The following is a 26,408-nucleotide window of genomic DNA, read 5'->3' as shown; positions in this document are numbered from 1 at the left end:
CTTCAAAGGCTTCCGGTCTTTTTGCTTTCTTGTCTGGGGCTTTCTATCGCCAGGTTGACCCGCGAAATTTCACGGAAGATCCAATGGTGGTTGGGGGCGCCAGTCGAGCTACAAAAATCGAGTTCGTCTTAGCGGGCGCAACGATGACGAAGGATCTTGACAAGCGGTCTTGGTCAGTGCGATCAGGTCCGCCGCAAAGTCGGCTTCAGACTGACTGCAGTCTGTCATTCGCCGCGCGAGTAACGAATGCTGGCACCAGCAGTCATTGAGGGCCACTCGTCGGCCTAAGCCTGCTAACCCTAAGGCGCGGCCTGCACTATCACAGCAGTTGTCGTGCTCGTCGGGACCGTCGGACACGGAAGAGGCGCACGATCATTGCCCCAACACACTTGCTCGAATACACAGGCACGACAGCAAAGATGAGTCTCGATTGTGTCCAACTGGCAGCGACGAGTTCGTACCGCCCGATGATCTCCATGAGCGCAGTGGCGGGCCTGGGCGTCATGGGTGAAAGAGTCGTGGGTGTAGGACATCGGAGCCTGATCGGAGGCCACGCCGCCTTCCTTGGCTGCTCTCCACAGGTGATATGCGCATTCAGGCCCCATCGGCTCGTTGAGCTTATAGAACCAAGCCTCGCCCGTGATGATTACAAACTCACTGTCGACTCCTGCCTCGCCGGTGATATTCACAAGGCGTTTCACTTGGAGGTCGCCGCCAGCAAGCGCAACACTAGAACCGGCCTCAACTGTCACTCTTTCGCGCATCAACGTATTCGCCACAGATGCGCGCAATCCAATAAAGGCAGCCAACGACTTTGGCGTCGCTGTAGGTCCGATCACGCTGCGCATTCGCTGCTCAAGAGCTGTACCCTTTGCCTGCATAGCATCGAGAAGATAGGCAATGTCGTCAATTTCCATCTTCTCTTCGATCGCCGGTGTGTCGTAGTCGGCGACGATAAACACTCGGTTTCCGGTCTCGATGGCCAGCGCGGGATAGATTGATCGAGTGGGGTAAGGGCGCCTCTTGGCACCACTTCTAGTAGTGGCGACCACTGCAGCACGTAGATAGCCACTCACATAGTCGTTGCGCATCCAACGAAGAGCATCCGCGACAGACGTGGTGAGCGGGATGTCGTCCACCAGGCATTGCCGATGAAGCAACAAGTAGATTTGCTCGACCTCTGCCTGTACGTCCTCGATGCTCGAAAAGAAGTAAATGCTGTTTGGGTCCGGCATTCCGTTGTCAACGAAAGTTGAAACGGGATCACTAAAGATTGCCAGCCATTTTCCGGTCGTAATGACAACCCGTCGAAGACTAGCTCTTCCCATAGTATCGAGGGACTGGACGTAGGTCCGAAGGTCACCAAGATAGCTTCGCCATTCAGCAGTGATACGAGATGAACCGTCCGAACCCTTTGAGATCGCAATTTCCCTCGCCAAGAACTTTGCCGTATCTACCGCGCTCAGTATCCCCCCATTCTTTGGCCGGGGAGCGTCAATATCAGCGCCCTTAGCTTCCACGATCAGGACTGGCGTACTAGCATCGCTAGAAAGTCCAAGATAGTCGAAATAGAGCGGATCACCTGTGCCCGACGATGATCGGGCTTCCTCGCGTACTGCGGTCGGGTCAGCGACGTTCCAGCCCAGAGCCCTCAAGATGCCGTCGACAAGAAAGCGACGTGTTCTTCGTTCCAGCATGTCGCTCGCTTGTGCCGATGCACCTTGTTGTGAGCGCGAGAGTTCTTCACGAAGGATCCGTTCGGTTTGATTGAATGCTCCAAAGCACTCAGCGAGTGCTCTTCCCACCTGCTGTATTTCCGCGAGTGCGCTCATCGCAGCAGGTCCGGAAGTTCATACAGCAGGCGCAGCGCCTCAGGAGCTCCAGCCCTAGAGAATAGTTCGAGAACTTTTACGAGTTGTTCCCGTCGAGCGTTGTCTGCAAACACTGATCGATAGTCAGCCAAGTACATCTGCACGAGACGAACCAGTGCAGTTTCGGCGAGGCTCTCGAACTGATACCCATCGCGGGATGCTGGACCGATTAACAGCTCAGCGATTCGATCGAACACAACCTCCGGTGACGCTTCCGCCAAGAATTCGTACAACTCGACCAAGTGGTAGACGATCGAAGAGATTCCCGTGTCACCGATTATCCGTAGGATGTCCCCATACTCGACAATGAATTCTTCTTTCCGCTGCTTGTTGCTCAAGCTGTTGGAAAAATTCGAATTTCCGCGCGTCGCAGAAGAAGCGCCTGAGCCGAAGTACAGCTGATTCGCCGCATGCTCAAGCTGCTGACCACTGCGGCGATAGAGTTGCGCCGCCAATTCCTGTTCGCCTTGAAGAAACAGAGCTTTCGCCTCATTCAAGTCTGCAATCTGGGCATCTACGATCACTGACAACAGATCCTTCGACCTGTTCTGAATCGCCGCGCTGCGACCCGCTTCAATCTTCTCATCCCATTTCACGAAAAGCGGCCTTCTAAGTTCGGAAATAAGCCGTCCCACAAACCTGCTGCCGACCGAAAGATTAGCGACCCAGCCATTTATCCACTGCTTCGCCGTCGCATGACCTTGGCCCAACCATAGATGCGCCGCGATCCCCGCGACGGCCTCGGCCAATTCGCTGCGCCCCCCTTCCTTGATCACGGCATTCGCTTCTGCCAATCTAAGAACCTTCGATACGATAGCGGCGCAGCGATCCGGGGCTGCGCCGACCGTCCTCCTCATTGGGCCGCTAACAAAGAACGCAAGCACTTCGGGATGGGTTTCATGTTCGGCGACGAACTCCATCAGTTGCCACATCGTGGGCTTCGCTACATCCCACAAAGCATTGAGTGCACAGCTAATTTGATGGCGAACGGCGGGCACAGGATCAATAAGCATCCTGCGAAATCTGGGTTCAAAGGAGGCATCTTGTCCTTTCCGTGCAAGCGCCAAGTAGCCTTGGGCGGCATACACCCGCACATCCCAATTTCCCCAAGCCATGGTTCTCGAGTGCTCACTTGAGGCCTCCGGGTATGGACTCTCCGATAGTCGATCTAGCAAGGTCAGAAGCTGATCTGTCGCTGGATTTCCTTCGTCGCCTGGCTTATACGCATCGCTCTCGGCGATGCGCACAGCACCGTTACTTACGTACCCCCACGCCGCACGCCCAGTCTCAGGGTTTGCCCCGGCGCCGCCTTGCCTGTCGATTGCTACGACGACGTTCTGTATGTGCGTCCAGATCGTTGTGACACCGGCGCGATCCAGACTCTCAGCGCTAGCTTTGAGGCACGCCTTGAGGGGGCGAACCGATTCCATCAGCGTCCCGTCCGGGCCAGCGTTCGTGTCTACGCCCTGACGGTGCAACAGGGTGTCAACGATGTCCTCATCACCGCCTGCCCAGGCAGTCGAAATCGATATGTAGGCAGGATTGCCTGTTAGGTCGCCTTGCTCAGAGAGTTCGGTTTGGTATACCCCCAGTTCCGGCGAGAGTAGGTTGGTGGGTTCGATTAGGGAAAGGAGGCGCTTAGCGCGGTACTCCCACTGCTCCCTTACGTCGTCATCCGAACTCCTAACCCTCTCGAGAAGCCGTCGCTCAAACGCAACTCGCTGATCCGTCGGCCTGATAGGTAACACGGAAGCAATGTAGGCAATGGCGTCGCGCGACAGGCGCCAGCTGAGCATGACCTCGTCGTCTGTGGCAACAGGCCACAGCCTGTCGTCGGCAACGCCCGGCCGTTCGGCAGCGACTCCGAATAGGCGCGCGACCACCGACGAGGAAACAGGTGCACCTAGCGCGGCATCCGTGCAACGACGGAAGTCGTCCTCTGAGCAGGATCGCAGGAAATCCACGAACGCCGTAAGCACTCTCCTCTCGGTTCCCTCGTGTTCCTCTGCTTCTCGCCACTCTTCCAGCGAGAAACTGTCGTCGACGATGGTAAGCGTGGTGGCCGCCCCTTGCACCGGTACGTGGGTCAGTTGTTCCGCCCCGTCTTCTTGTTCTTCAGCTGCAAGCCCTATGACACAACTGCTAACGGCGCGTGTGGCGTGCGTAGGCGAGGCTTGCAGGAACTTCGGAAGTACCTGCTCCAAGTGCCAGCGGGCATGTTCATAATCTTGCTTGTGATTCGATCGAAGCGGAAGAATTTTGCTCGGACCGCCGAGAAAGGTGTCCCCTTGTTGGGGGGACTCCTTACCAAACAGACTCGCATAGATCTGTTCCACAAACGCTGGGGCGGTGTTCAGCATGTAGCGAGCACCTTCGGCAAGCCAAGGGGCTTCCTGCGATGCGTGGCTGGAGAAGTGGGGCTCGGAGATCACCTGCTGCAAGAGCCGCTCCGATGCGGCAGGATCAGATTCAAATGCGCGCGCTACAAAGCGAATCGCAGTGCTTGAGTACCCCGAAAGCTTCTCATCGGACCAGACTGTCGCAAGCATCAAGCGTGCGGCAGCACCGAAAGCAGTAGCGAAATTCGCATCCTCGAAGTTGCCTCTCTCCATCAGCGTCAGAAGAAGAATCCGCACTCCATCAAGGTGCTCTGTTGCGCCCGTCATGGCGGCGCGGTGCGCAGCCTCCGCCCATGCGAGCGTGGGAGCGGCACCAGGGTCAGCTTGAGAGAGAAGATTCACTCTCACAAACCTCGATGCTCTTGAAAGCACATATCCCGTCTGAGGCCAACGATCGCGCAGGCTCACGAGGACCGACAGCGGCTGCACATCGTCTAACGTCTGCACGCTATCGATTACCGTGCGTAGTGCAATGCTGCCGAGCACCGGGTCCATGTCGTTGTGGGAGGCCAAGCCTGCAGCTAGCTGCCATGCGGCTTCCTTTCCGATGGGGCCTGTTTCCCATTTGTCCATGATCGCGAACCGTAGGCCCGGACCTAGCAGCAGGCCGATCGCAGGCTGACCTGCAACCTGCGCTGTGAGCGCATCCGCGTCATCCAGGTCTAGATAAAAGCGCCCGACAGCATGATCGAACAGAACGTGATGCGCAAAGGAGACGCGGTCCTGCGGCGCCTGAATGAGAACTCCGGTGGCGATCACTTCGTCCAATGCGTCGTTCAGTATGCGGTCCTGTTTGACCACGAGATGCTCTTGGCGGGCCATCTCGCCGACTACCTCGGCAGCCACACGTCGCAGCCGATGAGTGTTCAGGCGCTCATCCTCATATCGCGATATCAGCTGACTCTGACTGGTGAGACCTTGGATCGCCTCTGGCGCCAAACCCCCACTCACCAACTCGGCCGCGAGCGACAGATTGAAGACGTTTCCCAACAGCTTTCGGATGGGTGTGGGCGCGGCCGACAGCAATCGTCCGAGTGTCGGATTGGCTTCGCCGATGAACGTCAACTCGGCGTCAACGAGCCTCGGAATCGAAAAGTGACGAACAGACTCAAGGCCGGCCTCGGCGTATTTCTCATCGGGCGGCTTTCCCTGCATGAGCGCGCGTAGTCGCTTTCCGTGCCGTAGATCAAATGTGCGAATCGAGGCAACAACAGACCACCGCTCGCCAAGTTTTTTAACTACGCCTTCGATCAGTCTTGCAAATACTGCCTCTGATGCGCCACCTCTTGATGCGTCCAGCGCGTCAATGACCAGGACTGCCGGAGAAGTCCCGGGCCATGCGCCCAGTACATCGAGGAGGTCGTTCTCGATGTCGAGCGCCCGCCGAAGCGCGGAGGCGTCAGTGGTAGCGGAAAGATCATCGACCGAGAGGAAAACGATTGGTGCTCCGCCGGCAAACAACTCCCTCGCGTAACGCACCAGCACGCCGGTTTTTCCTGCACCCGGCTCACCAACAACCAAGAGACTTCCGTTCTCGATAGCTTCTCTCAGAGGAGGTAGGCACTGACGAGGAATCTCCGCATCACCGGCCAAAAAGGCATGTCGCTTCAGCCGGTCGAGTTCTGCTGAGGTCCATTGGCGAAGCTGTTCAATGTCAGCGTCAAACCCAGGCGCGCGGCGGTCGTGGATACCTGCCTTACGAATGGAGCGCAGCCAGCCGTCTCTGTCGGATGGCGCCCCCTTGCGGATCAGCTCTTGGGCGACACGCTGAAGCTCGGCCATTGCGGTCTCGCTCGTTGCCGAGTCTCCGAAAAGCCCGTTTTGCAGCGTCGCTGCCGCCTCGCGCCAATCCGCGCCTCCTGGGTCGATATCAAATCGCACCAAGCGGAACAGGCGCGCCATATCTGCCAGTGCTGCGTCAGGGCAAGGATCGTTCGATGCATTGGCCCACAAGCGTGCTATGTGGTGGCGAAAGATGTCGAGCGCACCCCGCTCACTTTTATTGACTCGGACATAGACCTCTGCCCATGCGCCTCCGAAATCGAACATTCGACAGGCTCGGTTTAGGTCATCCAGCGAAGCGGGCGCACCCACTGAGACGGCCAAGACCCCGGTGGCGACCTCCCCCGTCGTCGAAACGGTCCGATACAGACTTATCAGCTGTTTGACCACCGACGCCAAGTCGGAGCCGTCCGCACTGGACAGCGCCACATTGGTCTTGCACTGAACGCTGACCAGACTCCCGTCAGACAGATGAACCTCAATGTCATCGAGATTTCGCCCCGTCTCGAACTGGAGGCGTTCCGCGACAGCGCCTCTTCCCTGCCCGAAGCGAGTACCAATTGCCACCCGACTTAAAAGATGGGCGGCGAACCACGCGCTCACACCGGCTTGGAAGCTCATTCCGGCCTGGGTAGCCCGCCCACCGGCTACCGGCGAAGACAGCGACATCTCTTAGTTCTCCCTAGGAACTTTAAGCAACTACCTCGATGCCGCGCGTTCTCACGAGATGCAGCAGCTTGAGCGCAGTACCATTGGCTTCCTTTGACCAATCTCCCACTCTGTACCGTTGACACGCTGATGTTCAACAGCGCGGCAAAGACAGCTTGGCTCACTCTCGATTTTTTCCGAATGCCCTTGATCTAAGCCGGCGCCAGAGGATCGACGGAAGGACGACACAGCCGGTCGAATTCTCGAAGCGTAACCTGATCCATCACGCACGCTTGGCACAGGCCATACGCCGTCACACGCACAGTATCCAAGATTATTGATCTACTCGTCCTCTTGACACTTCACATCCCAACGCACCCGCGACAAGCGCCTCGCCGATCGCCGTTGTTGTGAACAAGAGTAGATGCGTAGCCAGCTTTTTAGAGCCCCCTCTTCGTCCTTTCGATATCGCTGCCTTCGTCCTTAGGAAAGCCAAAAAAACCAGCGACTCAGTTCTTCGCGACCAGTATTGGAAATCCACTGCTATTGCCTTGTCCTGACCAGTCAATTTGCCTCTTCGAAAGGCCTCCGCCCAAGTCAACGTCGCAGAGACCGGCGGCCATCTTTGCACCATTTTGCAGAGGCCTGCGGTCATCAAATCTTCATGCAAGCTCAACGACTGAACTATCGGCTCCTATAGACATACACGCTGTTCTGCTCCTATGTGTAGCACTTGGCACTACCTTTCGCAAGATTTTTTTGCTGTCAGGATGGATGCCGTCGAAAGGTCTTTTTCTGTGCCGGGCCGCTGCACAGTTCATGCACCCAGCTCATTGCAGCAGTCAGCGTTGGTCCTAGCCGGGCGCGAGTTCGGGTTGGCGGTTTGTCCGTTCCCCTCCGGTGACCCGGCCGCTGGTTTGCCTGACTCTAGCCTCTGCGTTGTTGGATCGAAAAGCAAGGAGAACGAAAGTGGAACAGAACCAAGTTCCAGCCGCACCAGCGACACAGCATGACATGCTGCTCAGACGCTTTTGCGCCACTGTATCGGGCGGCTGTCGCACACGACCACCCGAGGTTGCGCCGAGCATCGCCATGCACCGCAAAGCAGTCGGAGGACTCAGGCGGTCAGACGACCACTATCGCTGCGAAGCGGATATCCGCGACGGCTGAGTGAACGGGGGCAAAGAGCCAATCAGAGTCACTGGAGGAACTCGAAAGCAGACGTTAGTCTGCCCCCGGGAGGAAGCCGCCCTGCCAGCTCAAATCGAATATCAAGCGATCGTCGCCATCGGGGTGCCAATCAATAGACAAAGCGCTGTCGGTTCCCGAGCCGGCGAGCGCCAAGGTTCTAAGCATTACAGCGGGCAAAACGAAGCAGTCGCCATGGGGGGTTTCAAGCTCGTATACAGGAACTCCGTTGATGAGCGCGATCGAATTCCCTAGGTTTACGTTCCCAGTCGTGACAATGACACCCATAGGAAGCGGGCACCTCCAGTGTTCATTTCCCCATCGATATTCATGTAGCAATGCCGCTGCCTCCGAGCGACCGACCACCACGACGGGCTCGGCACCGCTCGATTTAAGTGCGGAGCACTGCGACGCAATCGCCAAGAGATAGGCTTGCATGTCTGCGTGGGATGCATCGTATTCATCACGAAGGCTCGGCTCATTTACCGGCCGCAATCCGGCATCTCTGACCACCTTTTCGAAACTCCGCGCGATAAGAACCGCGCGAACTCTCTCGCCCATCAACTCGGCCAATCCGGTATCCGAGCCCAGGTCGATGTTCTCAACATAGCGCTTTTTGGCGTCACGGAAGCTTTCCTTCATGGTGGGCATGGAAAGTCCCGGCATGAAATTCAGCGCGCCGATAGGTGGAGAAATCTTCGTTCTGTCGAGAGCGTGAGCAGCAATTCGATCCGAGAGCCCTCGCACCTTCTTGGCGTCGACAGCGAGCGCCCTGAGCGTGATCCTGCGCTCAGTTTGAGAAACTGCCTCTAACTGTCTGAGCGCAGCTACCACGGCCAACCGGCCGAAGCGAGGTCGGTGCGACTTGGCCAGCAAGCCAATGAGGCAAGAAACTGTGGCTTGCATGTCGCTGAATGATTCAGATCGTATGTCCTCCCGCAGATCAACGCAGAACTTCTGAACCTGCTCAAGCTTGTCGACGTCCTTCCACCATCGCTGTATTAGTTTCTTACCATAGAGAACAATGTTCCTCCGCGTGCTTGCGAGTGATACAAGCAGCACTCCCTGGGCGCGCTTCATTGACTCGAAATCCATGGGCGTGCCCGACCAGCTATATATCCAACCTGAGACCACCGGTGCATCCCTGTCCTGATGGAGTCTTTCCGCGAATTCGTCGATTCGCCTAACGACGGTTTCGATCCCAAAGACATTCTCGAGGACGCTTCTCAAGACGGCATCAATGGTGGCGAGTGGACGAGCGTCGACGGTTCCACCGTCCCGAAGTGCAGCGCCTTGAATTAGCGCGGCAGCGTAGCGGAGTTCACGGCTTTCTGCAGTGGGCTTTGATCCTGCGTTTTGAATGAGCAGCAGCACCATGAAAAGACGCATGCTTTCCCAGTACCTGCAAATCGCAAGGCTTAGCGCCATTTCTGCGAAAACGATGGTTACGGGTTCGGACCCATCCCATAGAAATTCCTGAGCCGCAGCCCAGTTCTTATCCGCTAAGGTCATGGTGACATGACGAACCCTAAATTCTTTTTCGACACCGGCGCATTTGAGTTCGTACTTGCGATTTCCCCACCACTTGAGCAGGCTGTCGAGCAGCCAGACGGACCCCGTGTCGTCTCCTCGAGACACCGCCTTCATAAAAAGTTGAGCAGAGCTCTCAATGTGCTTGGCGTAAACAACGGCACGCCCTGTGATGGCCTCCCACATTTGTGAATCGTTAAGCTTGCCAGCCTTCGGGACCTCGACGCGGAACCCTCCCCAACTCCCGATAAAAGCGATCACAGCCTGCTCGTACGCCTGGTCCAACGGCGCTGGCAATCGGCCGCTGAAAGTTGCCCCTGGGGCCAGGCTGGCGTCGGCCTTACGAGTCCACCAACCGGCAAGTTGATACGCTAGGTTTGTTCCGACGAGTTGAGCGTCTATGAGGAGTTTTTGAGGCCGAGAGGGCAAGTCCCTCGCAATGCTTGCAGGGACCGCGGCAAGGGTTCTAAACAGCCTCCCGTCCTCGTCGAGTCGGTTGACCGCGATGCGTCCAATGTCTCGGTAAGGCCTTAGCCATTCCATGTCAAAACTGCTGTCTCCCCAAGAATAGGGTGAGGTGCCGATGGTGGCCGCATTGCCCGAGACGCTTTCAGCGTCAGCAGCACTTGCTTGCAGCAGCGTCTTGTGAAGACGGAGCACGTCACGAAGGCGCTCCTCTGCGGCCCCGAAACGCTGCTGCTCCGCCGCAGCCTCAACTTCGCCGCCGATCTCTTCAAGCATTTTCCGCGAGGAGAGAGAGAGCGTGCCTCGCCTAGCGGGTCGGTAAGCAAAGGCTGCTCGTACAAGTAGTCGTTCCAAGCGACGCAGAGGTGGGCCATCTTCAATCGTACATAGGATGGTTTCGCCGGAAACGGCCGCGCCGACCCTCGGGGGGAAGAAGAGAGTTGGCGCCTTGCCCTTAGCCGCAGATGCCCACTTGACCGCCCGCCTGCGCCAAGAAACGGCGACGAGATGCAGTAGTCGAAGATGTACATCGTGAAGAACCAAGCTCCCCTTCAGATCGCGCTTCACTTCCGGGCTTCCCGATCGGAGTGCAAACATGTGCACCTGAGGGGCCAATTCATCATCGGCGCTGATTTCCGGGAATCGCCAGTCTGACTGTGCGGCACTGACGAAGATGTGCTGCTTCACCGACGACGTCAATTCGCTTCGCAGCGCTACGTCGACTGCAATCCGCGTGAAAGCATGTCGCTGCTCTTCTTCCTGAATGAACCGGATTGTTCGACTAAGAAAAAAGCCCGTTAGCAAAAGATTGATAAGCAGCCAAGCTCCGTCCAATGCCAATAACGGTGCCATGTACTCTTCGAGGAATTCTGGCGTGCTGTATGGCGTTGCGAAGTACTGGACCCCCATGGCCACAAGGAGTCCGATCGAGCTAGCGCCCGCTGGGACCACGGCCGAATCCAAGACATAGACCCGCAAGGCCACTGTGGAATGAGCTTTGCGTTGAAGCAGTAAAGCGATGAAGGACAGCACTATGGGATAGACCAACGCCACAAGCGTGGCTTGGACGCCCCATGGCACGCCGGTGTAAGCGGCAATGTCGAAGTCGGCCTTCAACTTCGGTGGGTGAAGGTTCCAGGGCGCGGCCCATCCCTGCATTGCCGTTAGGTAGGCGATGCCCGCGGCAGCCAAGCCGCTTAATGTCGCAAATACAACCGGGTGATCAGTGCTCCAGATGAGAAAGCGACGAAACCGCCCGTACTGTAGCGTTCTTAAGGTGGCGTTGTTCTTGGTCCAAGTACGAACCTCTTGTCGAGCCCTTGGACCGATACGGCCTGTAAGCCAACCGGGAAAGATTGCCAGTAAACGTGCCAACACAAGTCGCGCCTCCCGCCGTCGAATGTTTTTTCCCGTGGCATCGTGCCGCCCACCTTGTTTTGAGCGGCACAACACCTTGAAGTGAGACAACTGTCAAGAGAAGGCAGCCAGGCTCCCGGTTCTATCTATCTTGTAGAACTGTGCCAACGGTTCGAGCTGTTCCACCAGTAGCCGAGTTGAAATCAAGCGATACGATGATGGTGTATTCAATGACATCCTGGCATGCAAAGTAAAGGGCTCGTTCGGATGACCGATATCGGCCGCAGGCGGAGTCTAGCCTCGAGCGGCGATGGTCCGCTTCCGCTGCCTACGAGTCACTACCCCACCGTGGCCACAACAGAAGAAGCGAAGTGGCGGAACTTCTTACTAATAACCGCCGTACTGCTCGCGATCGAATCGTTGGCCCGCTAGATCTGCGCCCCTACTAACTTGTCCAACGTCTTGCCCGGCTTAACCCCGCAGGCCGAGCACCACCGCGCAAACAGCAGCACGTCGACGAAGTTCTCGCCACGTTCAAGCTTCGAAACGTAGGACTGCCCCACGCCCAGAGCCTCTGCCATTTGCACCTGCGTCAGGCCAGCCTTCACCCGAACGTCGCGCATCAGGTTGCGCAGCGCCTCGTATTCGGAGTGATAAAGGGAAACGGACATGCGTTCATCGTCTAGTCCGATACGGAATAGTCGTAACGCGACTTTTCGAGATACGATCCAGCATGCGTCGGCGAAGACCGAGCGATGTAAAAAAATCAACCAGGGATTGGATCGAAATGACAAGCGGGATGTTTCTCGCAGGCGCAGCCTTTGTGCTGACAGCCTGCAGTGCGAACGGCGAAGTCGATGGAGCAGCGAAGGGGATCGGAAGGCCGTCGCCATGAAGCGGCCTGAAGGCTTGCTCAAGCGGCTTGCTTGCTTCTCTCCAGATACAACCTCCGACAGGGCTTACACGGAATGCCAGACCTTGGCGCAATTGGCGGGCTGGTATGACCGCTGCACGGCATTCCGTCGCCAGATGTCGGGCGACGAGCTGGGCCTTCTCGTCGAGCATGTCTCCCACCTCCGGGCGAGGGAGAAGACGGCGCGGAGCAAGCGGGCAGCAGAGAAGAAGGCCGATGAGTTCGCTGAATTCTTCTATGGCCGGGACCATCGCAGCTTCGGTGCAATCCGCGCAAGGCAGATCGTGATCGAAGAGGCGCGGCTCGACGAGGTTCCGCGCCCTACGATCTGGACCCTCGGCTCGAGGCTTTGGTGTCTGTGGGTGCCGAAGGAAAGCTCTGCAACCGCATCTACCCACACGCTGAAGCTCATGGAGCTTGGCGGTCAACTGATTCGCGGCAGCTTGAGGAGCGCCGAGCACGCGGAGCCGCTGATCTCGGCATTCGCACAAGGTGTAGTCCTAGGGTTCTTCTGGCTCGCGAAGATTGACATCACCAATGCCTTGGAAGGCTTGGACGTCTGGCGGGGTTGCGAATTGGCCAGCATCTACGAAGTAGGAGTCGAGCACGGCCAGCGGATTCGCGCGCAGGATGATCGAAAGCCGAGCCGGTAAGTTGTCAACAATGCAGCGCCGCTCGCACAGCGCTATATCCCTGTCGCTCCCGCACGCGACCCTCTCCACCGAAAGCAGGCCTCCCGCACCTCATCAACCAGCGCCGAAAGCGCCTCAGGCGCCGTGCCGCTCCCACCGCGCTGAATCACAAACCGCGCCGGCGGCAGCACCGGCAAAAAGCTCCCCGCCGGAATGGCCTTCAGCCCCGGCGACATGCCCGACGGCGTCAGCACCGTGATGGCCAGGCCGGTAACGGCCGCTGCCGTCAACGCGCTCGAGCCCTGCGCAGTCAGCACAATCTGCCAGTTGGTCGCGCCATGGCCCGCCAGCGATGCCAGCGCGGCTTCGCGAAAAGGGCAGGGCTCCGAAAGAAAGGCGAGCGGAATCGGCCCCTCGGGGTCGAGCAGCGACTTTTCTGAAAAGGCCCAGACCAGCGGTTCCATCCAGAGGGTTTCGGTGTCGCTCCCGGCATCGCACACGGTGCCGACCATCAGGTCCAGCGAGCGTTCGCGCACCTGCCTGGCAAGCATGGTGCTGATGCCGCAGGTCACTTCCACATGCACGCTCGGCCTGCGGCTGCGAAAGCTCGCGAGCGCGGCAAACAGCCATTCGCTCGGAAATCCTTCGGAGCACCCAAGGCGCAGCGTGGTCGGCGCATGCCGCGGCGCCGCAACTCTGGAGACGGCCTGCTGCTGCAGGCTGAGAATGCTCCTGGCATAACTCAGCAGCACGCTGCCTTGCGCGGTGAGCTGCAGCGATCGCGTGGTGCGGTCGAACACGCGGCAACCCAGCTGCTCTTCCAGCCGCTTGATCTGCGCGCTCACGGCCGATTGGGTCAGGTGCATGGCGTCCGCCGCGCGGGTCACGCTGGCGTGGTCTGCAACCGAGACAAAGGCGCGCAGCAGTTGAGAGTCGAGCATGGCTTCTATTTCAGTGCGGTTCGTTCTGAATGGGTGCAAATTATGTTGCTTGTGTGCTTTGTTCGGCGTGCCTAGCCTCGGCGGACCACAACCACTCACCTCGCACACGCCATGAAAGAACTGCTGTACATCGAAACCTCGCCAAGAAAAACGCGCTCCGCCAGCACCGAGGTGGCCGGCGCTTTCATCGACGAGGTGCGGCGCATGCACCCGCAATGCCGCCTGACCACGCTGAACCCCTGGACGATGGATTTGCCCGAGCTGTCGCAAGACATGCTCGACGCCAAGTACGCCGGCATCAATGGCGTGCCGCTCACCGCCGCGCAGCAAACGGCGTGGGACGAGGTGCGGCGCGTTGCCGCGCCCTTTTACGCAGCGGACCACATCGTGCTTGCCGTGCCGCTGTGGAACTTTGGCATTCCCTACAAGCTAAAGCACCTGATCGACGTGGTCTCGCACAAAGATGTGCTGTTCCGCTTCGACGCATCGGGCCTCTCGGGCATGCTGCAGACGCGCATGGCAACGGTGGTCTGCGCGCGGGGGCTCGACTATCCGCTCGGCAAAAACGGCTCCGCGCATGAACTCGACTTTCAGCTGCCGTACATCGAAACGTGGCTGCGCTTTATCGGCGTGCGCGAAGTGCGCTCCGTGGTCGTCGAAAAAACGCTGATGGAGCCCGAGGTCGATGCCGGTGCAAGAGCCGATGCAAAGCGCAGGGCCACAGAGCTTGCCGAGGGGCTCTAAGGGGCTAAGAGCAGGGCGGTTGCAGGGCCGCGCAGACCCTGACACCATGGCCGCATGACCTACCAACTTCACTACTGGCCCACCATCCAGGGCCGAGGCGAATTCGTGCGGCTCGCGCTCGAGGCGGCCGGTGCAGACTATGTCGACGTGGCGCGGCTGCCTGAGTCGAAGGGCGGCGGCGAATCTGCATTGGGCGAGCGGCTCGATGACCCGGAGATCGTGCGCCCGGCCTTCGCGCCGCCCTTTCTCATCGACGGCGACATCGTCGTAGGGCAGACCGCGGCCATCCTGCTGTACCTCGGGCCAAGGCTGGGGCTCGCGGGCGTGGGCGAATCGGACGGCCTGTGGACGCATCAGCTGCAACTCACCATTGCCGACGTGGTGGCCGAGGCGCACGACACGCACCACCCCATTTCCACCGGCGCCTACTACGAAGACCAGCGCGACGCGGCCGTGCAGCGGGCGCGCGCCTTCCGCGAAGAGCGCATTCCAAAGTTCTTGAACTGGTTCGAACGGGTGCTGCAGCGCAACCCCGCGGGGTCTTCGCACCTGGTGGGCGACGTGCTCACCTACGCCGATCTGTCGCTATTCCAGCTGGTGGACGGCCTGCGCTATGCGTTCCCGAAGGCCGCCGCACGGGCGCTGGCCGACACGCCCCGGGTCGAGAAGCTGCACGACAACGTCAAGCGCCGCCAGCGCGTGCACGACTACCTGCAGAGCCCGCGCCGCATCGCGTTCAATGAAGACGGGATCTTCAGGCGCTATGCGGAGCTGGATGGCTGAGGCTATTCGGCGTCGTCGTCCGCCGAGCCGCCATCGTTGCGGATGCGCAGCGCCGTTTCATACAGCGCATTGCGCGGCGCGCCGCTGATCTCGGCCGCCAGGCGCACGGCGGTTTTCACCGGCAGCTCGGCCAGCAATAGCCGCAGCACGCGCTCTCCCTCGGCGCCGTCGTCGCCGGCCACTGCCATGGGGTGCAGCACCAGCGCAAACTCGCCGCGCGTGCGGTCGCGGCCGGCCGCAAACCAGTCGGGCAGGGCATTGGCCGGCACGGTCGCTATTTCTTCGAATTGCTTGGTGAGCTCGCGCCCCACGGTAATGGGCCGCTCGCCCAGCACCGCGAGTGCGCGGGCCAGGGTTTCGATGCGGTGCGGCGCCTCGAGCAGCACCACGGCGCGGGGCTCTTGCGCAAGCGCCTGCACGGCGGTGTCGCGCTCGCCTGCCTTGCTCGGCAGGAAGCCCGCGAACACGAAGGCGCTGCTGGCGTTGCCGTCGCCGCCGTCGGCCACCAGCCCGGCTGCACCGATGAGCGTGGTCACGCTGCTGGCACCCGGCAGCGGCAGCACGCGCTGGCCGGCCGCGCGCACGGCCGCCACCAGCCGCGCGCCGGGGTCGCTCACGCCGGGGGTGCCGGCGTCGCTTACGTAGGCAATGCGCTCACCCTGGGCGAGCCGCGCGGCCACGGCCTGGGCCGCCTCGGCCTCGTTGTGCTGGTGCACGGCCAGCAGCTGGGCATTGGGCCGGTCGATGCCGTAGGCGCGCAGCAGGCTTTGGGTGTGGCGCGTGTCCTCGCAGGCAACGGCGTCGACAAGCTGCAGCACATGCAGCGCCCGCAGGGTGATGTCGGCCAGGTTGCCGATGGGCGTGGCCACGACGTAGAGCGTGCCCTGCGGATAATGCTGCGCACCCGAAGCGTCGTGCGCGGCCGCAAGGGCGGCGCCGAAAGATGCGGGTGCGAGTGAAGCCAATGGGTTTCTCCGAAGAAACAAAAAGAAAGCCGGCAGGGAGCAAGCATGAAAACCATCACGACGAAGCATCGGGGCGATGCGGCGGAAGACGCCGCGCTCGACCATCTTCAGAACGCCGGCCTCGCGCTGGTTGCCCGCAATTATCGAACGCCCGGGCGCGGCGGCGGCGAGATCGACCTGATCATGCGCGATCCGCGCGACGGAACGCTGGTGTTCGTCGAGGTTCGCCAGCGCAGCACGGCCTCGCATGGCGGGGCCGGCGGCAGCATCACGGGCGTGAAGCAGCGGCGCATCGTCTTTGCGGCGCGGCATTACCTGAACGGGCTGCGCACGCTGCCGCCGTGCCGCTTCGATGTGGTGCTGGTCGAAGAGCGCATCACCTGGCTGAAGGGGGCGTTCGACGCTGGCTAGCGTCTTGGCGGCGGCGCGGGAACTCGGCGCGCGCCGAAGGCTCCACACCGCAAACGTCTTGTTTCATTGCCCCCCGGTATCATCCCGCCCCATGCTCGAGCAACGGATTCAGCAACATTTCATCGATAGCGCCGACCTTAAATACCAGGCCGGCCCAGTCCTCAGCAAACCCATATCGCAAGCCATGCAGGCCATCCTGGCGTGCGTGACGAGCGGCGGCAAGGTGCTGGCCTGCGGTGCGGGCGTGTCGGGCCTGCTTGCCGCGCAGTTCGCGGCGCAGTTCGTCGGCCGCTTCGAGCGCGAACGGCCCGAGCTGGGCGCCATTGCGCTGCCCGGCGACAGCACCGACCCCTTGGCCGACAGCGCCAACGCTATAGACGCCGACCGCTTTGCCCGCCAGGTGCGCGCGCTCGGCCAAGCCGGCGACGTGCTGCTTGCAATCAGCGCCAGCGGGCAATCGGCCGCGGTGCTTGCCGCGGTGCTGGCCGCGCATGAGCGCGACATGACTGTTGTGGCCCTGCTCGGCAATGCCAGCATCGGCCAGCCGGCCTCGCCTGCCGCGGGCAGCACCGGAACCGGCGGCGCCATTGGGCGCGCGCTGCGCGAAACTGATGTTCAGATTGGTGTGTCGCACGAGCGTGCGGCACGCATCCACGAAGTCCACCTGCTCGCACTGCATTGCCTGTGCGACGGCGTGGATGCCCAGCTACTCGGAGAACAGGAAGCTTCCACATGACGACGACACCATTCCAACGCCTCGCCATTGCATTCGCCTCGGGAGCCGTGCTGGTTGCCGGGCTTTCCGGCTGCGTGCCGCTTGTGGTGGGCGGCGCGGCCGCAATGGGCGTGGGCATGGTGGCGACCGACCGCCGCAGCTCCGGCGCCCAGCTGGACGACCAGGGCATCGAGCTGCGCGCGGCCGCCCGCGTGCGCGAGATTGCCAACGACAACATGTACGTGAGCGTGACCAGCTACAACCGCCAGGTGCTGCTGACCGGCGCCGTGGGCAACGAGGCCGACCGCCGCCGCGTCGAAGAGGTGGTGCAGCGCGTGGACAACGTGCGCTCGGTGGTCAACGAGCTCACCATCGGCCAGCCCAGCACCTTCCAGGACCGTTCGAACGACGTGTTCATCAGCGGCAAGATCAAGGCCTCGCTGCTCGATGCCAAGGACATCTTCGCGAATTCGTTCAAGGTGGTGACCGAGCGCGGCGTGGTCTACCTGATGGGCATTGCCACGCGCCGCGAGACCGACCGCGCAACCGAAATTGCGCGCGGCATCTCGGGCGTGCAAAAGGTGGTGCGCGTGGTCGAGATCGTGAGCGAGGCCGAGCTGGCCAACCAGGCCCAGCGCGGCGGCACGGGCGCTGCTCCCGCGCCGGCGCCGACCTCTGTGGCTCCGGCGCCTTCTTCTTCATCGTCGCGCGTGCCGCTGCCGCCGATGGAGCCGCTGCCGCCGGCCGGCCAGCCGGGCAGCGTGACCACCTCGCCTGTGCGCTGATCTCTGGCCAGCACCAGCCAGGCAGAAAAAAAGCCCGCTTGCGCGGGCTTTTTTCATTTGAGCCGGATGATCAGGCTCGACGTGTCCCAGCGGCTGCCGCCGGCCTGCTGCACGTCGGCATAAAACTGGTCGACCAGCGCGGTTACCGGCACGCGCGAGCCGTTGCGCTTGGCCTCGTCGAGCACCAGGCCTAGGTCTTTGCGCATCCAGTCGACCGCAAAGCCGTAGTCGAACTTGCCTTCGATCATGGTCTTGCCGCGGTTGTCCATCTGCCAGCTTTGCGCTGCGCCTTTACCGATGACTTCGAGCACCGCCTTCATGTCGAGGCCGGCGCGCTGGCCGAAGGCAATGGCTTCGGAGAGGCCCTGCACCAGGCCGGCAATGGCGATCTGGTTGACCATTTTTGCCAGCTGGCCGGCACCGCTGGCGCCCAGCAGGGTAACTGCGCGCGCAAAGGCGTTGATCACCGGCTTCACGCGCTCAAAGCTTGCCTTCTCGCCGCCGCACATCACGGTGAGCGCGCCGTTCTGCGCGCCGGCCTGGCCGCCGGAAACCGGTGCGTCGATGAAATGCAGGCCCAGCGCCTGTGCCGCGCTCGAGAGTTCGCGCGCCACGTCGGCCGAAGCGGTGGTGTGGTCGACGAACACGGCGCCTTTTTTCATGCTCGCAAAGGCGCCGTTGGGGCCCAGCACCACGGAGCGCAGGTCGTCGTCGTTGCCCACGCAGCTGAACACGATGTCGGCGCCGGCGGCGGCGTCGCGCGGCGTGGCGGCGTAGCGGCCCGGCGGGCCGAATTCGGCAACCCAGGCCTCGGCCTTGGCCGGTGTGCGGTTGTAGACCGTAACGTTGTGTCCGGCCTTGGCCAGGTGGCCGGCCATCGGCCCGCCCATGACGCCAAGGCCCAGAAAGGCCACCGTCTGCGCGGGGGTGGATTCGTAGGTTCGGGTGTTGATGCTGCTCATGGGCGAGAGCTTAAGCCCAACGCCGCACCCGAGTCACGCGGCTAGACGATCGCGAAATGCTCCGTGCCCGCGGAGAGGTCGGTGCTGCGCGCGCGCTGGCTGTTGAGCTTGATCTGCAGCCGCAGGTCGTTGGCCGAGTCGGCGTTGCGAATCGCGTCTTCGAAGGTGATCGAATGGCTCTCGAACAGGTCGAACAGCGCCTGGTCGAAGGTCTGCATGCCGAGGTTGCGGCTCTTCTTCATGATCTCCTTGATCTCGCCGACTTCGCCCTTGAAGATCAGGTCGGAAATCAGTGGCGTGTTCAGCAGCACTTCCACCGCGGCGACACGGCCTTGGCCGTCTTCGGTGGGAATCAGGCGCTGCGAAACCAGCGAGCGCAGGTTCAGCGACAGGTCCATCAGCAGCTGCGCGCGGCGTTCTTCGGGAAAGAAGTTGATGATGCGGTCGAGCGCCTGGTTGGCGCTGTTGGCGTGCAGCGTGGCCATGCAAAGGTGGCCGGTTTCGGCAAAAGCCACCGCGTGTTCCATGGTTTCGCGGTCGCGAATTTCGCCCATCAAGATCACGTCGGGTGCCTGGCGCAGCGTGTTCTTGAGCGCGGCTTCCCAGCTGTCGGTGTCAATGCCCACTTCGCGCTGCGTCACCACGCAGTTCTTGTGCGGGTGCACAAACTCCACCGGGTCTTCCACCGTCACGATGTGGCCGTAGGAGTTTTCGTTGCGCCAGTCGATCATGGCCGCCAGCGTGGTCGACTTGCCCGAGCCCGTGGCGCCCACCATGATGGTGAGGCCGCGCTTGGTCATCGACACGTCTTTCAGCACCTGCGGCATGCCCAGGCCGTCGATGGTCGGCAGCTTGGCCGGAATGGTCCGCAGCACCATGCCAACCTTGCCCTGCTGCACGAAGGCGTTCACGCGGAAGCGGCCGATGCCGGTGGGCGAAATGGCAAAGTTGCACTCCTTGGTGCGCTCGAACTCCGCCGTCTGCCGGTCGTTCATGACCGAGCGCGTCAGCGCCAGCGTGTGCTGCGCGCCCAGCGCCTGCTGCGACACCTTGGTCACCTTGCCGTCGACCTTGATGGCGGGCGGAAAGTCCGCGGTAATGAACAAGTCGCTGCCGTTGCGGCTCACCATGAGCTTGAGCAGGTCGTTGATGAACTGGCTGGCTTGATCGCGTTCCATGATGTCGGTACTCCGAAGGGCTGTGGATCAGCCTGGGAAATTCTCGGGGATCTTGGCCTTGCCGCGTGCTTCCGCCGCCGAAATGGCATTGCGGCGCACGAGGTCGGTCAGGTTCTGGTCCAGCGTCTGCATGCCCGCGCCCTGGCCGGTCTGAATGGCCGAATACATCTGCGCCACCTTGGCCTCGCGAATCAAATTGCGGATGGCGGGCGTGCCCAGCATGATCTCGTGCGCCGCCACGCGGCCCTGGCCGTCCTTGGTCTTGCAAAGCGTCTGCGAGATCACGGCCTGAAGCGATTCGGACAGCATGGCCCGGATCATTTCCTTTTCTTCGCCCGGGAACACGTCGATGATCCGGTCGATGGTCTTGGCGGCCGACGAGGTGTGCAGCGTGCCGAACACCAGGTGGCCCGTTTCGGCCGCGGTCATCGCCAGGCGAATGGTTTCCAGGTCGCGCAGCTCGCCCACCAAGATGGCGTCCGGGTCTTCGCGCAGGGCAGAGCGCAGGGCGTTCGAGAACGACAGCGTCATCGGCCCGACTTCGCGCTGGTTGATCAGGCACTTCTTCGATTCGTGCACAAACTCGATCGGGTCTTCCACCGTGAGAATGTGGCCGTACTCGTTTTCGTTCAGGTAGTTGACCATCGCGGCCAGCGTGGTCGACTTGCCCGAGCCCGTGGGCCCCGTCACCAGCACCAGGCCGCGCGGCTTGAGCGCCAGTTCCGCGAAAATCTTGGGCGCGTTGAGCTGCTCCAGCGTCAGGATCTTCGAAGGAATGGTCCGGAACACCGCCGCTGCGCCGCGCGCCTGGTTGAAGGCGTTCACCCGAAAGCGGGCCAGGCCGTCGATCTCGAACGAGAAGTCGACCTCCAGAAACTCTTCGTAGTGCTTGCGGTGCGTGTCGCTCATGATGTCGTACACCATGGCGTGCACTGACTTGTGGTCGAGTGCATCGACGTTGATGCGCCGCACGTCGCCATGGACGCGAATCATGGGCGGCAGGCCGGCCGACAAATGCAGGTCGGAGGCTTTGTTCTTGACGCTGAATGCCAGCAGCTGGGTAATGTCCACGGGGATCCTCGACTCGAGTTCGGTGACGTTTTGATACGATTTTGGACGATTATGACGATGATTGGCGACGACCTCCAGCAAGTAAAGAACCGGATCGAAAAGGCCTGCGCCGCCGAGGGGCGCAACCCGGCCGAAGTCCGGCTGCTGGCGGTGTCCAAGACCTTCGGTCCGGAGGCCGTGCGCGAGGCCCATGCGGCGGGCCAGCGGGCGTTCGGCGAGAACTATGTGCAAGAGGGCTTGGACAAGATCGAGGCGCTTTCGGATCTGCGCGCGGAGCTCGAGTGGCACTGCATCGGCCCTCTGCAAAGCAACAAGACGCGGCCCGTGGCCGAGCATTTCGACTGGGTGCACAGCATCGATCGGCTCAAGATTGCCGAGCGCCTTTCGGCGCAGCGGCCGGCGCATTTGCCGCCGCTGCAGGTGTGCCTGCAGGTCAATGTGGACGGCGGCGCCAACAAGTCAGGCGTGCCTCCGGAAGAGGCTTTGCCGCTTGCGCGCGCTGTGGCGGCTTTGCCACATTTGCAGCTGCGTGGGGTCATGGCCATTCCCGAGCCGGCGGCGGATTACGCCGCGCAACGCGAACTGTGCCTGCGCGCGCGTGCGGTTTACGACGCCATTCGCGCGGCGGGCATCGAAGTCGACACGCTTTCGCTGGGCATGAGCGCCGACCTGGAGGCGGCCGTCAGCGCGGGTAGCACGATGGTTCGCATCGGCACGGCCATCTTCGGCGGGCGGCCGCAAAAACCTGCCTGACGACCCGGCTGGCGCTAGCGCCAGCGCGCCGAAATCATGTTCCTCGGGTGGCCGCGATCGTGTACAGGTCCGCCAGTGCGTTCAGCCCGTGGTTTCACAGCATCGCCACCCTCGTGGGCCGCGCATCACCGATCCCTGCTGCTGGTTGGCTTGCACTGCCGCCTGTGTCCTGGGACTTAATTTAATCACGCGCTGCTGGTTCTTTTTCTGATCCAGAAAAAAGCCCCAATGGCAAACAGCAAGGGGGAGGTCAAAAGCATTTTTGCGATGGGCACTTCCGTCACCGCCGTAATCTGACCGAGCGTCATAGGCGTAGTTCTGCTTATAGAGGCAGGGAGTTCCGAGACGATTGTCAATCTTAGTTCTGTCAGCATGTAATCTTTGTATACCGCTAAGACGCCTAACGAAATGAGGATTGATATTAAAAAGAATGAACTTGTGGCCAATGCATATCCGGCGAAGTTTTCTCGAAAGTACCAGCCTAGTAGCAGTGGAACAAAAACAAATATCGTTGTGGTTGCAAAAACTTTAAAAGGAAACAATTCCACAAGGATCGGACTCTCGGCGATGGTTGGCGTGGACTGAAGCAGCCTGAGTAATATTTGTTGTGCAACTAAAAAGTCAAATTCAAATGCAGTGAATCCTGCGCTAATTGAAATTGTGCCAATCAGACAAAAGAACCAAGTTTTCGGATGAGAAACGCTCTTTGATTTCATTATCTTTATATCGATGTCGGTTTTAAGATGTGATGATCCATGTGCGTGAGAGCTGGCGGTGGGCGCCGAAACAAAGGCCGCAGACGGTGCCATATCCCTGCTTGCGCGTCAGGCCCAGCAACTGGGCCGTGGCCAAAGTCTCATGCTCACCACTCTCCCTTGGTAACGCGCTGCAAGGCCGCAGCATCGATCCGATGGAAATGAGCCCGATTGACTGCGGCCGCCGCAAAGGTGGGAGTCGGCTTGTGCATGGCAAGGCGCGACATGGATTGCGCCGGCACCCGGAGAGCAGCGGCGGTCAGGCTAGCGCCGGCCCCTGCTGCTGGTTGGCTTGCGCTGCGGCCTGTGCCTGAGATTGGGCGCGATCGGCTGCGCGTTGCTGGTCGAGTTGCTGCACGTCCTGCATGGTCTGCTGCACGCTGGGCGTGGGCTGCGTGACGTCGACGGTGGCGATGTGACTGAACAATGAGTTGGAACGCATGTGAAGCTTGCCTTCCCTGCCCACTACATCGCCCAGATCGCCGGGCTGCTTGATGCCTGACTTGTAGCAGGCCGCCGTCACATGCGAGAGCCACGCCGGATCCGTGCGCTCTGGAAGCCCCGCTTTGAGAGTGTTGTACAGCGCGTTTTGGGGATGGCTCGGGTCGCTGAAATCGCGCAGAAGCGGGCGGCTCGTGTCAGCCACAGCCGTTGCGGCAGTTGCGGATATCGGATCGCTCTCTCGCCGCTCCAGGCCGTCTGGCCTGCGCTGCTCGGCCAGGTGTGCCACCTGCTCCCGCATCGCGGCCAACTCGGCCTGCGCCGCAGCCGCCCGGGCCTGTGCCGCAGCGGCCTCGGCTTGCGCCGCCGCCATGGCCGCTGCAGCGGGTTGGGCCATCGGCTGCGAAGCCGGGGACGTGGCGGCGCGTTCCTCAAGGGCACTTTGACGGTTCGGCACAGGCTCTCCTCTGCTTGGGGCCGGCGCCTGTTCCTGCACGCGTTCCTGCATGCGTTCCGGCGTACGCTCCTGCGTGCGCTCCACCGAAGGCTGCTGTGTCCTTTGAGGGCTCGGTTCGTTCTTGAACCGCTCCCTGTCCTGCGCCAGCGCAATCTCCAGGTCGCGCATATGGGCCTGCTCCTGCGCCAGGTGCATCCGGTACAACCGGCTGCCCTTGTCCATCTGGGATGTATCCAGCTTGCCCACGGGCCGCAACGAGCCCGGGGAAATCTGCTCGGGTTCGTCGCGACGCCGGTGCGCCTCGGCAAAGCTCATGCCGCCCGGCGTGGGCACGATGCGCGATTCATGCGTGGTGATGCGTTCGATCTGCTGAGGTGTCAGGTGGCCGCTCGCGGGCTGCGGCTGCGCAGGCGTGTGCCGGGGCGTGGCATGGGGCTCCTCGCGCACATGGCCCTGGGCGGCGTGGGTGACGGCCTCCGGCACCGGGCCGTGCTGCTTCCATCCATGCTGACCATAGGCCTCCAGATAGCGCTGCGCGATGGCTTGCGGGCTATGGACGATGTTGTCCGCGATGACGCGCTGTGCCGCTGCGTCCAGCTGCCGGCTCTGCTCCGGGGTGGCCGTGACGGTGCGCTGAACCGGCATGCCGTGCGTCAGGGGCGTGGCCGGCGCGATGGCCTGACGCGTCCAGGCATGGCTTTGCGGATCGCGTAGCCACGGATGGCTGGCGCCGATGCCCGGGCGCACCGTTTCGCCGATGCGCTCGGGTGCTTGCCTGAACGGGTCTTGGGGTGCCCGCGGATGGGTGAGCGCCAGTTCGACGGCGGTGCTGCTGGCCTTGTAGTTCAGCTCATCGGCCAGGAGGGCATTTGCGCGCACCGCCCGCACGGGCATGCCGGCCCGCCCGGGGCCTTCGTCAGCGCTCATGCGCATCCAGCCCTGTCCGGGGCGTTCGTCGTAGTACCAGCTGTTGCCGTCGCTGCCGCGCTGGGTGTGGATGTGCTGCTGGTCTGCCGCGTCCAGAAGCTTGTCGCCGCCGAGGACGCCGGCGGCGCCGCCCAGGATGCCGCCGCCTACCGCACCCCAAGGGCCGGCAACCGCGCCACCGAGGGAACTGCCCGCCACTGCACCCGCCGCGCCGCCACCGGCGCGTCCGGCGAAGTGCAGGATTTCGGATTGGGCGCCGGTGGTGTTGCCCTGGTTGAGGAGGTGGGCGACTTTTTGGCCGGTGGTGAGAATGTCGTAGCCGACGGCTGCCGCGCCGCCAGCAGCGCCCAGAATGACCGCACCGCGTGCGGCGGTCGCACCGCTCAGGCCCTTCGCAGGGCGCACCGGCTGTACGCCGGCATCGAGCGCGATCTGAGCCTGCCAAGTCTGAAGGTGGGCCTGACCAGTGCTCGCCATCGCGTTGGGTGGCCCCATCAAGTCACCCATGCTGCGGGCGACGGCGGTGGAGGTCTGCGTCTTGGCTTGAGCGGGCGTGCCGTGAAGATAGGCGCGGCTGTCGAGCAGTAGCGCGCCGTTCTCTTTGATCGGCATGCCCGAGGCGTTGACCGCCGCGCGCAGGGTGCCGACGTTCTCATGGGACTTTGCAACCATCATCTCGAAGGCGGGTTGCAGACCTTTTTCGGCCACGACCTTCGCCAAGGTCTGGCGCGGTATGCCTTCGATGGTGGTGACCTGCGGGTTGGCGATGACGCGTGGCAATTCGACGGCGCCGAACACCCGGTCTGGTGCGGCGCCGCTGACCACCGCGCGCACTTCGCCTTTGGTCAACTCGGCAAAACGCGCCGAGGCATCGGCCCATGGGCCTTGAGTGGGGTGGTAGAGCCAGTCACTGGCGGGCCCTCGGTACTTGCCATTTTCTAACTGTCGGGAGTCGGGTAGGCCATGTGCTTTGGCTACCGCACGATAGAAATCTTCCGACTTCATGAACTTGGCAGCTTCGCTTTTATCGATAATTCGCACGTCTTCGCCTGCGGCCTTCATGCCCTCAATGACATCGGTAGACCACACGCCCTTGCCCACCCCGCCGCTGTATAGCACGGTCAGGCGCCCCGTGGCATTGGCGTCGACCCGAGCGGCCAGCGTCCGAATCTGATCCGGCGTCGTGTATGCAGCCGGGTTCTTGTGCAGCAGGTCGATGGCTTGATCGGAGGTTAACGGCCCGCTCACAGCTCGCACTCCGAATCAACGTCCAGCGTGACGCTGTAACTCGTGTAGTTGCCTGAATAAACGCCAGCGCCTTGGTAGGTCGTCAAGGCGTCTTTGAGATCAGCCAGGATTTCGCGCCTATGAGGTTTTAACGGTTCGGGTAATCCATTGCCGCCGTTGAACCACACCAACACCAGCCGCCAGTGCGACCAACCGGGCTCGCCGTCCCCTCCACTGCCATCGAGCAAATCCAATCGCATCGATAACTCGTGGCCCTTCCAGTAAAAAGTCCATTTGAGTTGGTTGCGAACTTCAATGTCTGAGCCCCCAGCGCGCGCCACATGACGCAGGTATATATCGCGCTCCCTATTAATCGTCCATTGACGAGTGGAGGTAGTTCCAAACTCAAATTTCTTGTCGATCTGCTTAAGGCCGTACTTTTCAACATCCTCGGGCGGAGTGAATTCGTTGATAAAGGTCATGAGAGTTCTCCTGCATTTTTCAGTGAT

The 26,408-nt window shown here is 61.3% G+C and carries 19 protein-coding genes; 7 read left to right on the top strand and 12 right to left on the bottom strand.

Going from position 1 to position 26,408, the window contains the following annotated elements; translation table 11 throughout:
* Positions 1-299: 299 nt before the first annotated feature.
* The 4 genes from V9L21_RS23390 to V9L21_RS23375 all read right to left on the bottom strand — a co-directional run bounded on the left by V9L21_RS23390 (position 300) and on the right by V9L21_RS23375 (position 11,910).
* Positions 300-1,832: a hypothetical protein gene (locus tag V9L21_RS23390; RefSeq protein WP_337315225.1), complete on the bottom strand. Its 1,533-nt coding sequence runs from the start codon at positions 1,830-1,832 to the stop codon at positions 300-302.
* Positions 1,829-6,673, bottom strand: coding sequence for an ATP-binding protein (locus V9L21_RS23385; RefSeq protein ID WP_337315224.1), 4,845 nt, complete (start codon positions 6,671-6,673; stop codon positions 1,829-1,831). The genes V9L21_RS23390 and V9L21_RS23385 overlap by 4 nt, the downstream gene beginning before the upstream one ends.
* 1,251 nt (positions 6,674-7,924) lie before the next feature.
* Complete coding sequence (locus V9L21_RS23380; protein ID WP_337315223.1) at positions 7,925-11,257, bottom strand: hypothetical protein; 3,333 nt, start codon at positions 11,255-11,257, stop codon at positions 7,925-7,927.
* 410 nt (positions 11,258-11,667) lie between these two features.
* Positions 11,668-11,910 carry a helix-turn-helix domain-containing protein gene (locus V9L21_RS23375; RefSeq protein ID WP_337315222.1) on the bottom strand — a complete coding sequence of 81 codons (243 nt, stop codon included), beginning with the start codon at positions 11,908-11,910 and terminating at the stop codon, positions 11,668-11,670.
* Between the two features lie 220 nt (positions 11,911-12,130).
* Here V9L21_RS23375 and V9L21_RS23370 point away from each other — a divergent pair, with 220 nt between their 5' ends.
* On the top strand, positions 12,131-12,805 hold the full coding sequence (locus V9L21_RS23370) for a hypothetical protein (protein WP_337315221.1): 675 nt from the start codon (positions 12,131-12,133) through the stop codon (positions 12,803-12,805).
* A gap of 32 nt (positions 12,806-12,837) precedes the next feature.
* Here the strand turns inward: V9L21_RS23370 and V9L21_RS23365 are convergent, their stop codons facing one another.
* Positions 12,838-13,725, bottom strand: a complete 888-nt coding sequence (locus tag V9L21_RS23365; RefSeq protein ID WP_337315220.1) for a LysR family transcriptional regulator — start codon at positions 13,723-13,725, stop codon at positions 12,838-12,840.
* A gap of 111 nt (positions 13,726-13,836) precedes the next feature.
* Between V9L21_RS23365 and V9L21_RS23360 the strand changes: the two genes are divergently transcribed.
* Positions 13,837-14,469 (top strand): FMN-dependent NADH-azoreductase, encoded by a 633-nt coding sequence (locus V9L21_RS23360; protein ID WP_337315219.1) that lies wholly within the window; start codon positions 13,837-13,839, stop codon positions 14,467-14,469.
* A 54-nt stretch (positions 14,470-14,523) separates the two neighbouring features.
* Positions 14,524-15,252 carry a glutathione S-transferase gene (locus tag V9L21_RS23355; protein ID WP_337315218.1) on the top strand — a complete coding sequence of 243 codons (729 nt, stop codon included), beginning with the start codon at positions 14,524-14,526 and terminating at the stop codon, positions 15,250-15,252.
* 2 nt (positions 15,253-15,254) lie between these two features.
* Here V9L21_RS23355 and rsmI read toward each other — a convergent pair whose 3' ends face one another.
* Positions 15,255-16,217 carry a 16S rRNA (cytidine(1402)-2'-O)-methyltransferase gene (rsmI, locus tag V9L21_RS23350; protein WP_337315217.1) on the bottom strand — a complete coding sequence of 321 codons (963 nt, stop codon included), beginning with the start codon at positions 16,215-16,217 and terminating at the stop codon, positions 15,255-15,257.
* Positions 16,218-16,262: 45 nt separating this feature from the next.
* Between rsmI and V9L21_RS23345 the strand changes: the two genes are divergently transcribed.
* From V9L21_RS23345 to V9L21_RS23335, 3 genes are all read left to right on the top strand, one after another.
* On the top strand, positions 16,263-16,628 hold the full coding sequence (locus tag V9L21_RS23345; RefSeq protein ID WP_258502590.1) for a YraN family protein: 366 nt from the start codon (positions 16,263-16,265) through the stop codon (positions 16,626-16,628).
* A 91-nt stretch (positions 16,629-16,719) separates the two neighbouring features.
* Complete coding sequence (locus V9L21_RS23340) at positions 16,720-17,364, top strand: SIS domain-containing protein (RefSeq protein ID WP_337298862.1); 645 nt, start codon at positions 16,720-16,722, stop codon at positions 17,362-17,364.
* A complete protein-coding gene (locus V9L21_RS23335) occupies positions 17,361-18,128 on the top strand; it encodes a BON domain-containing protein (protein ID WP_337315216.1) in 768 nt (255 codons plus the stop codon). The genes V9L21_RS23340 and V9L21_RS23335 overlap by 4 nt, the downstream gene beginning before the upstream one ends.
* Before the next feature lie 53 nt (positions 18,129-18,181).
* On the opposite strand, the gene V9L21_RS23330 is transcribed toward V9L21_RS23335, so the two are convergent.
* The 3 genes from V9L21_RS23330 to V9L21_RS23320 are packed head-to-tail and all read right to left on the bottom strand — an operon-like array spanning position 18,182 to position 21,339.
* A complete protein-coding gene (locus V9L21_RS23330; protein ID WP_337298860.1) occupies positions 18,182-19,090 on the bottom strand; it encodes an NAD(P)-dependent oxidoreductase in 909 nt (302 codons plus the stop codon).
* Positions 19,091-19,131: 41 nt separating this feature from the next.
* Positions 19,132-20,268: a PilT/PilU family type 4a pilus ATPase gene (locus V9L21_RS23325; protein WP_126749074.1), complete on the bottom strand. Its 1,137-nt coding sequence runs from the start codon at positions 20,266-20,268 to the stop codon at positions 19,132-19,134.
* A 27-nt stretch (positions 20,269-20,295) separates the two neighbouring features.
* Positions 20,296-21,339, bottom strand: a complete 1,044-nt coding sequence (locus V9L21_RS23320; protein ID WP_015867574.1) for a type IV pilus twitching motility protein PilT — start codon at positions 21,337-21,339, stop codon at positions 20,296-20,298.
* Between the two features lie 51 nt (positions 21,340-21,390).
* On the opposite strand from V9L21_RS23320, the gene V9L21_RS23315 reads away from it, so the two are divergent.
* Positions 21,391-22,092: a YggS family pyridoxal phosphate-dependent enzyme gene (locus V9L21_RS23315; RefSeq protein ID WP_337315215.1), complete on the top strand. Its 702-nt coding sequence runs from the start codon at positions 21,391-21,393 to the stop codon at positions 22,090-22,092.
* Positions 22,093-22,277: 185 nt separating this feature from the next.
* Here V9L21_RS23315 and V9L21_RS23310 read toward each other — a convergent pair whose 3' ends face one another.
* From V9L21_RS23310 to V9L21_RS23300, 3 genes are all read right to left on the bottom strand, one after another.
* A complete protein-coding gene (locus V9L21_RS23310; RefSeq protein WP_337315214.1) occupies positions 22,278-22,901 on the bottom strand; it encodes a hypothetical protein in 624 nt (207 codons plus the stop codon).
* 205 nt (positions 22,902-23,106) lie between these two features.
* Entirely contained in the window at positions 23,107-25,920 is a 2,814-nt protein-coding gene (locus tag V9L21_RS23305; protein WP_337315213.1) for a hypothetical protein, read from the bottom strand.
* Positions 25,917-26,381, bottom strand: a complete 465-nt coding sequence (locus V9L21_RS23300; RefSeq protein ID WP_337315212.1) for a hypothetical protein — start codon at positions 26,379-26,381, stop codon at positions 25,917-25,919. Before V9L21_RS23300 ends, V9L21_RS23305 begins: the two co-directional genes overlap by 4 nt.
* Between the last annotated feature and the right edge of the window lie 27 nt (positions 26,382-26,408).

This window comes from Variovorax sp. CCNWLW235 (assembly GCF_037204085.1).
Lineage (GTDB): Bacteria > Pseudomonadota > Gammaproteobacteria > Burkholderiales > Burkholderiaceae_C > Variovorax.
Note: the sequence above shows the minus strand (reverse complement) of the source record. Positions and strands in the feature narration are given on the sequence as shown.

Coding starts and splice junctions, on each gene's coding strand:
- V9L21_RS23310 (WP_337315214.1), bottom strand. CDS start 22,901: ATGGCACCGTCTGCGGCCTTTGTTTCGGCGCCCACCGCCAGCTCTCAC.
- V9L21_RS23390 (WP_337315225.1), bottom strand. CDS start 1,832: ATGAGCGCACTCGCGGAAATACAGCAGGTGGGAAGAGCACTCGCTGAG.
- V9L21_RS23340 (WP_337298862.1), top strand. CDS start 16,720: ATGCTCGAGCAACGGATTCAGCAACATTTCATCGATAGCGCCGACCTT.
- V9L21_RS23365 (WP_337315220.1), bottom strand. CDS start 13,725: ATGCTCGACTCTCAACTGCTGCGCGCCTTTGTCTCGGTTGCAGACCAC.
- V9L21_RS23325 (WP_126749074.1), bottom strand. CDS start 20,268: ATGGAACGCGATCAAGCCAGCCAGTTCATCAACGACCTGCTCAAGCTC.
- V9L21_RS23370 (WP_337315221.1), top strand. CDS start 12,131: ATGAAGCGGCCTGAAGGCTTGCTCAAGCGGCTTGCTTGCTTCTCTCCA.
- V9L21_RS23335 (WP_337315216.1), top strand. CDS start 17,361: ATGACGACGACACCATTCCAACGCCTCGCCATTGCATTCGCCTCGGGA.
- V9L21_RS23385 (WP_337315224.1), bottom strand. CDS start 6,673: ATGAGCTTCCAAGCCGGTGTGAGCGCGTGGTTCGCCGCCCATCTTTTA.
- V9L21_RS23345 (WP_258502590.1), top strand. CDS start 16,263: ATGAAAACCATCACGACGAAGCATCGGGGCGATGCGGCGGAAGACGCC.
- V9L21_RS23355 (WP_337315218.1), top strand. CDS start 14,524: ATGACCTACCAACTTCACTACTGGCCCACCATCCAGGGCCGAGGCGAA.
- V9L21_RS23330 (WP_337298860.1), bottom strand. CDS start 19,090: ATGAGCAGCATCAACACCCGAACCTACGAATCCACCCCCGCGCAGACG.
- V9L21_RS23375 (WP_337315222.1), bottom strand. CDS start 11,910: ATGTCCGTTTCCCTTTATCACTCCGAATACGAGGCGCTGCGCAACCTG.
- V9L21_RS23300 (WP_337315212.1), bottom strand. CDS start 26,381: ATGACCTTTATCAACGAATTCACTCCGCCCGAGGATGTTGAAAAGTAC.
- V9L21_RS23315 (WP_337315215.1), top strand. CDS start 21,391: ATGACGATGATTGGCGACGACCTCCAGCAAGTAAAGAACCGGATCGAA.
- V9L21_RS23360 (WP_337315219.1), top strand. CDS start 13,837: ATGAAAGAACTGCTGTACATCGAAACCTCGCCAAGAAAAACGCGCTCC.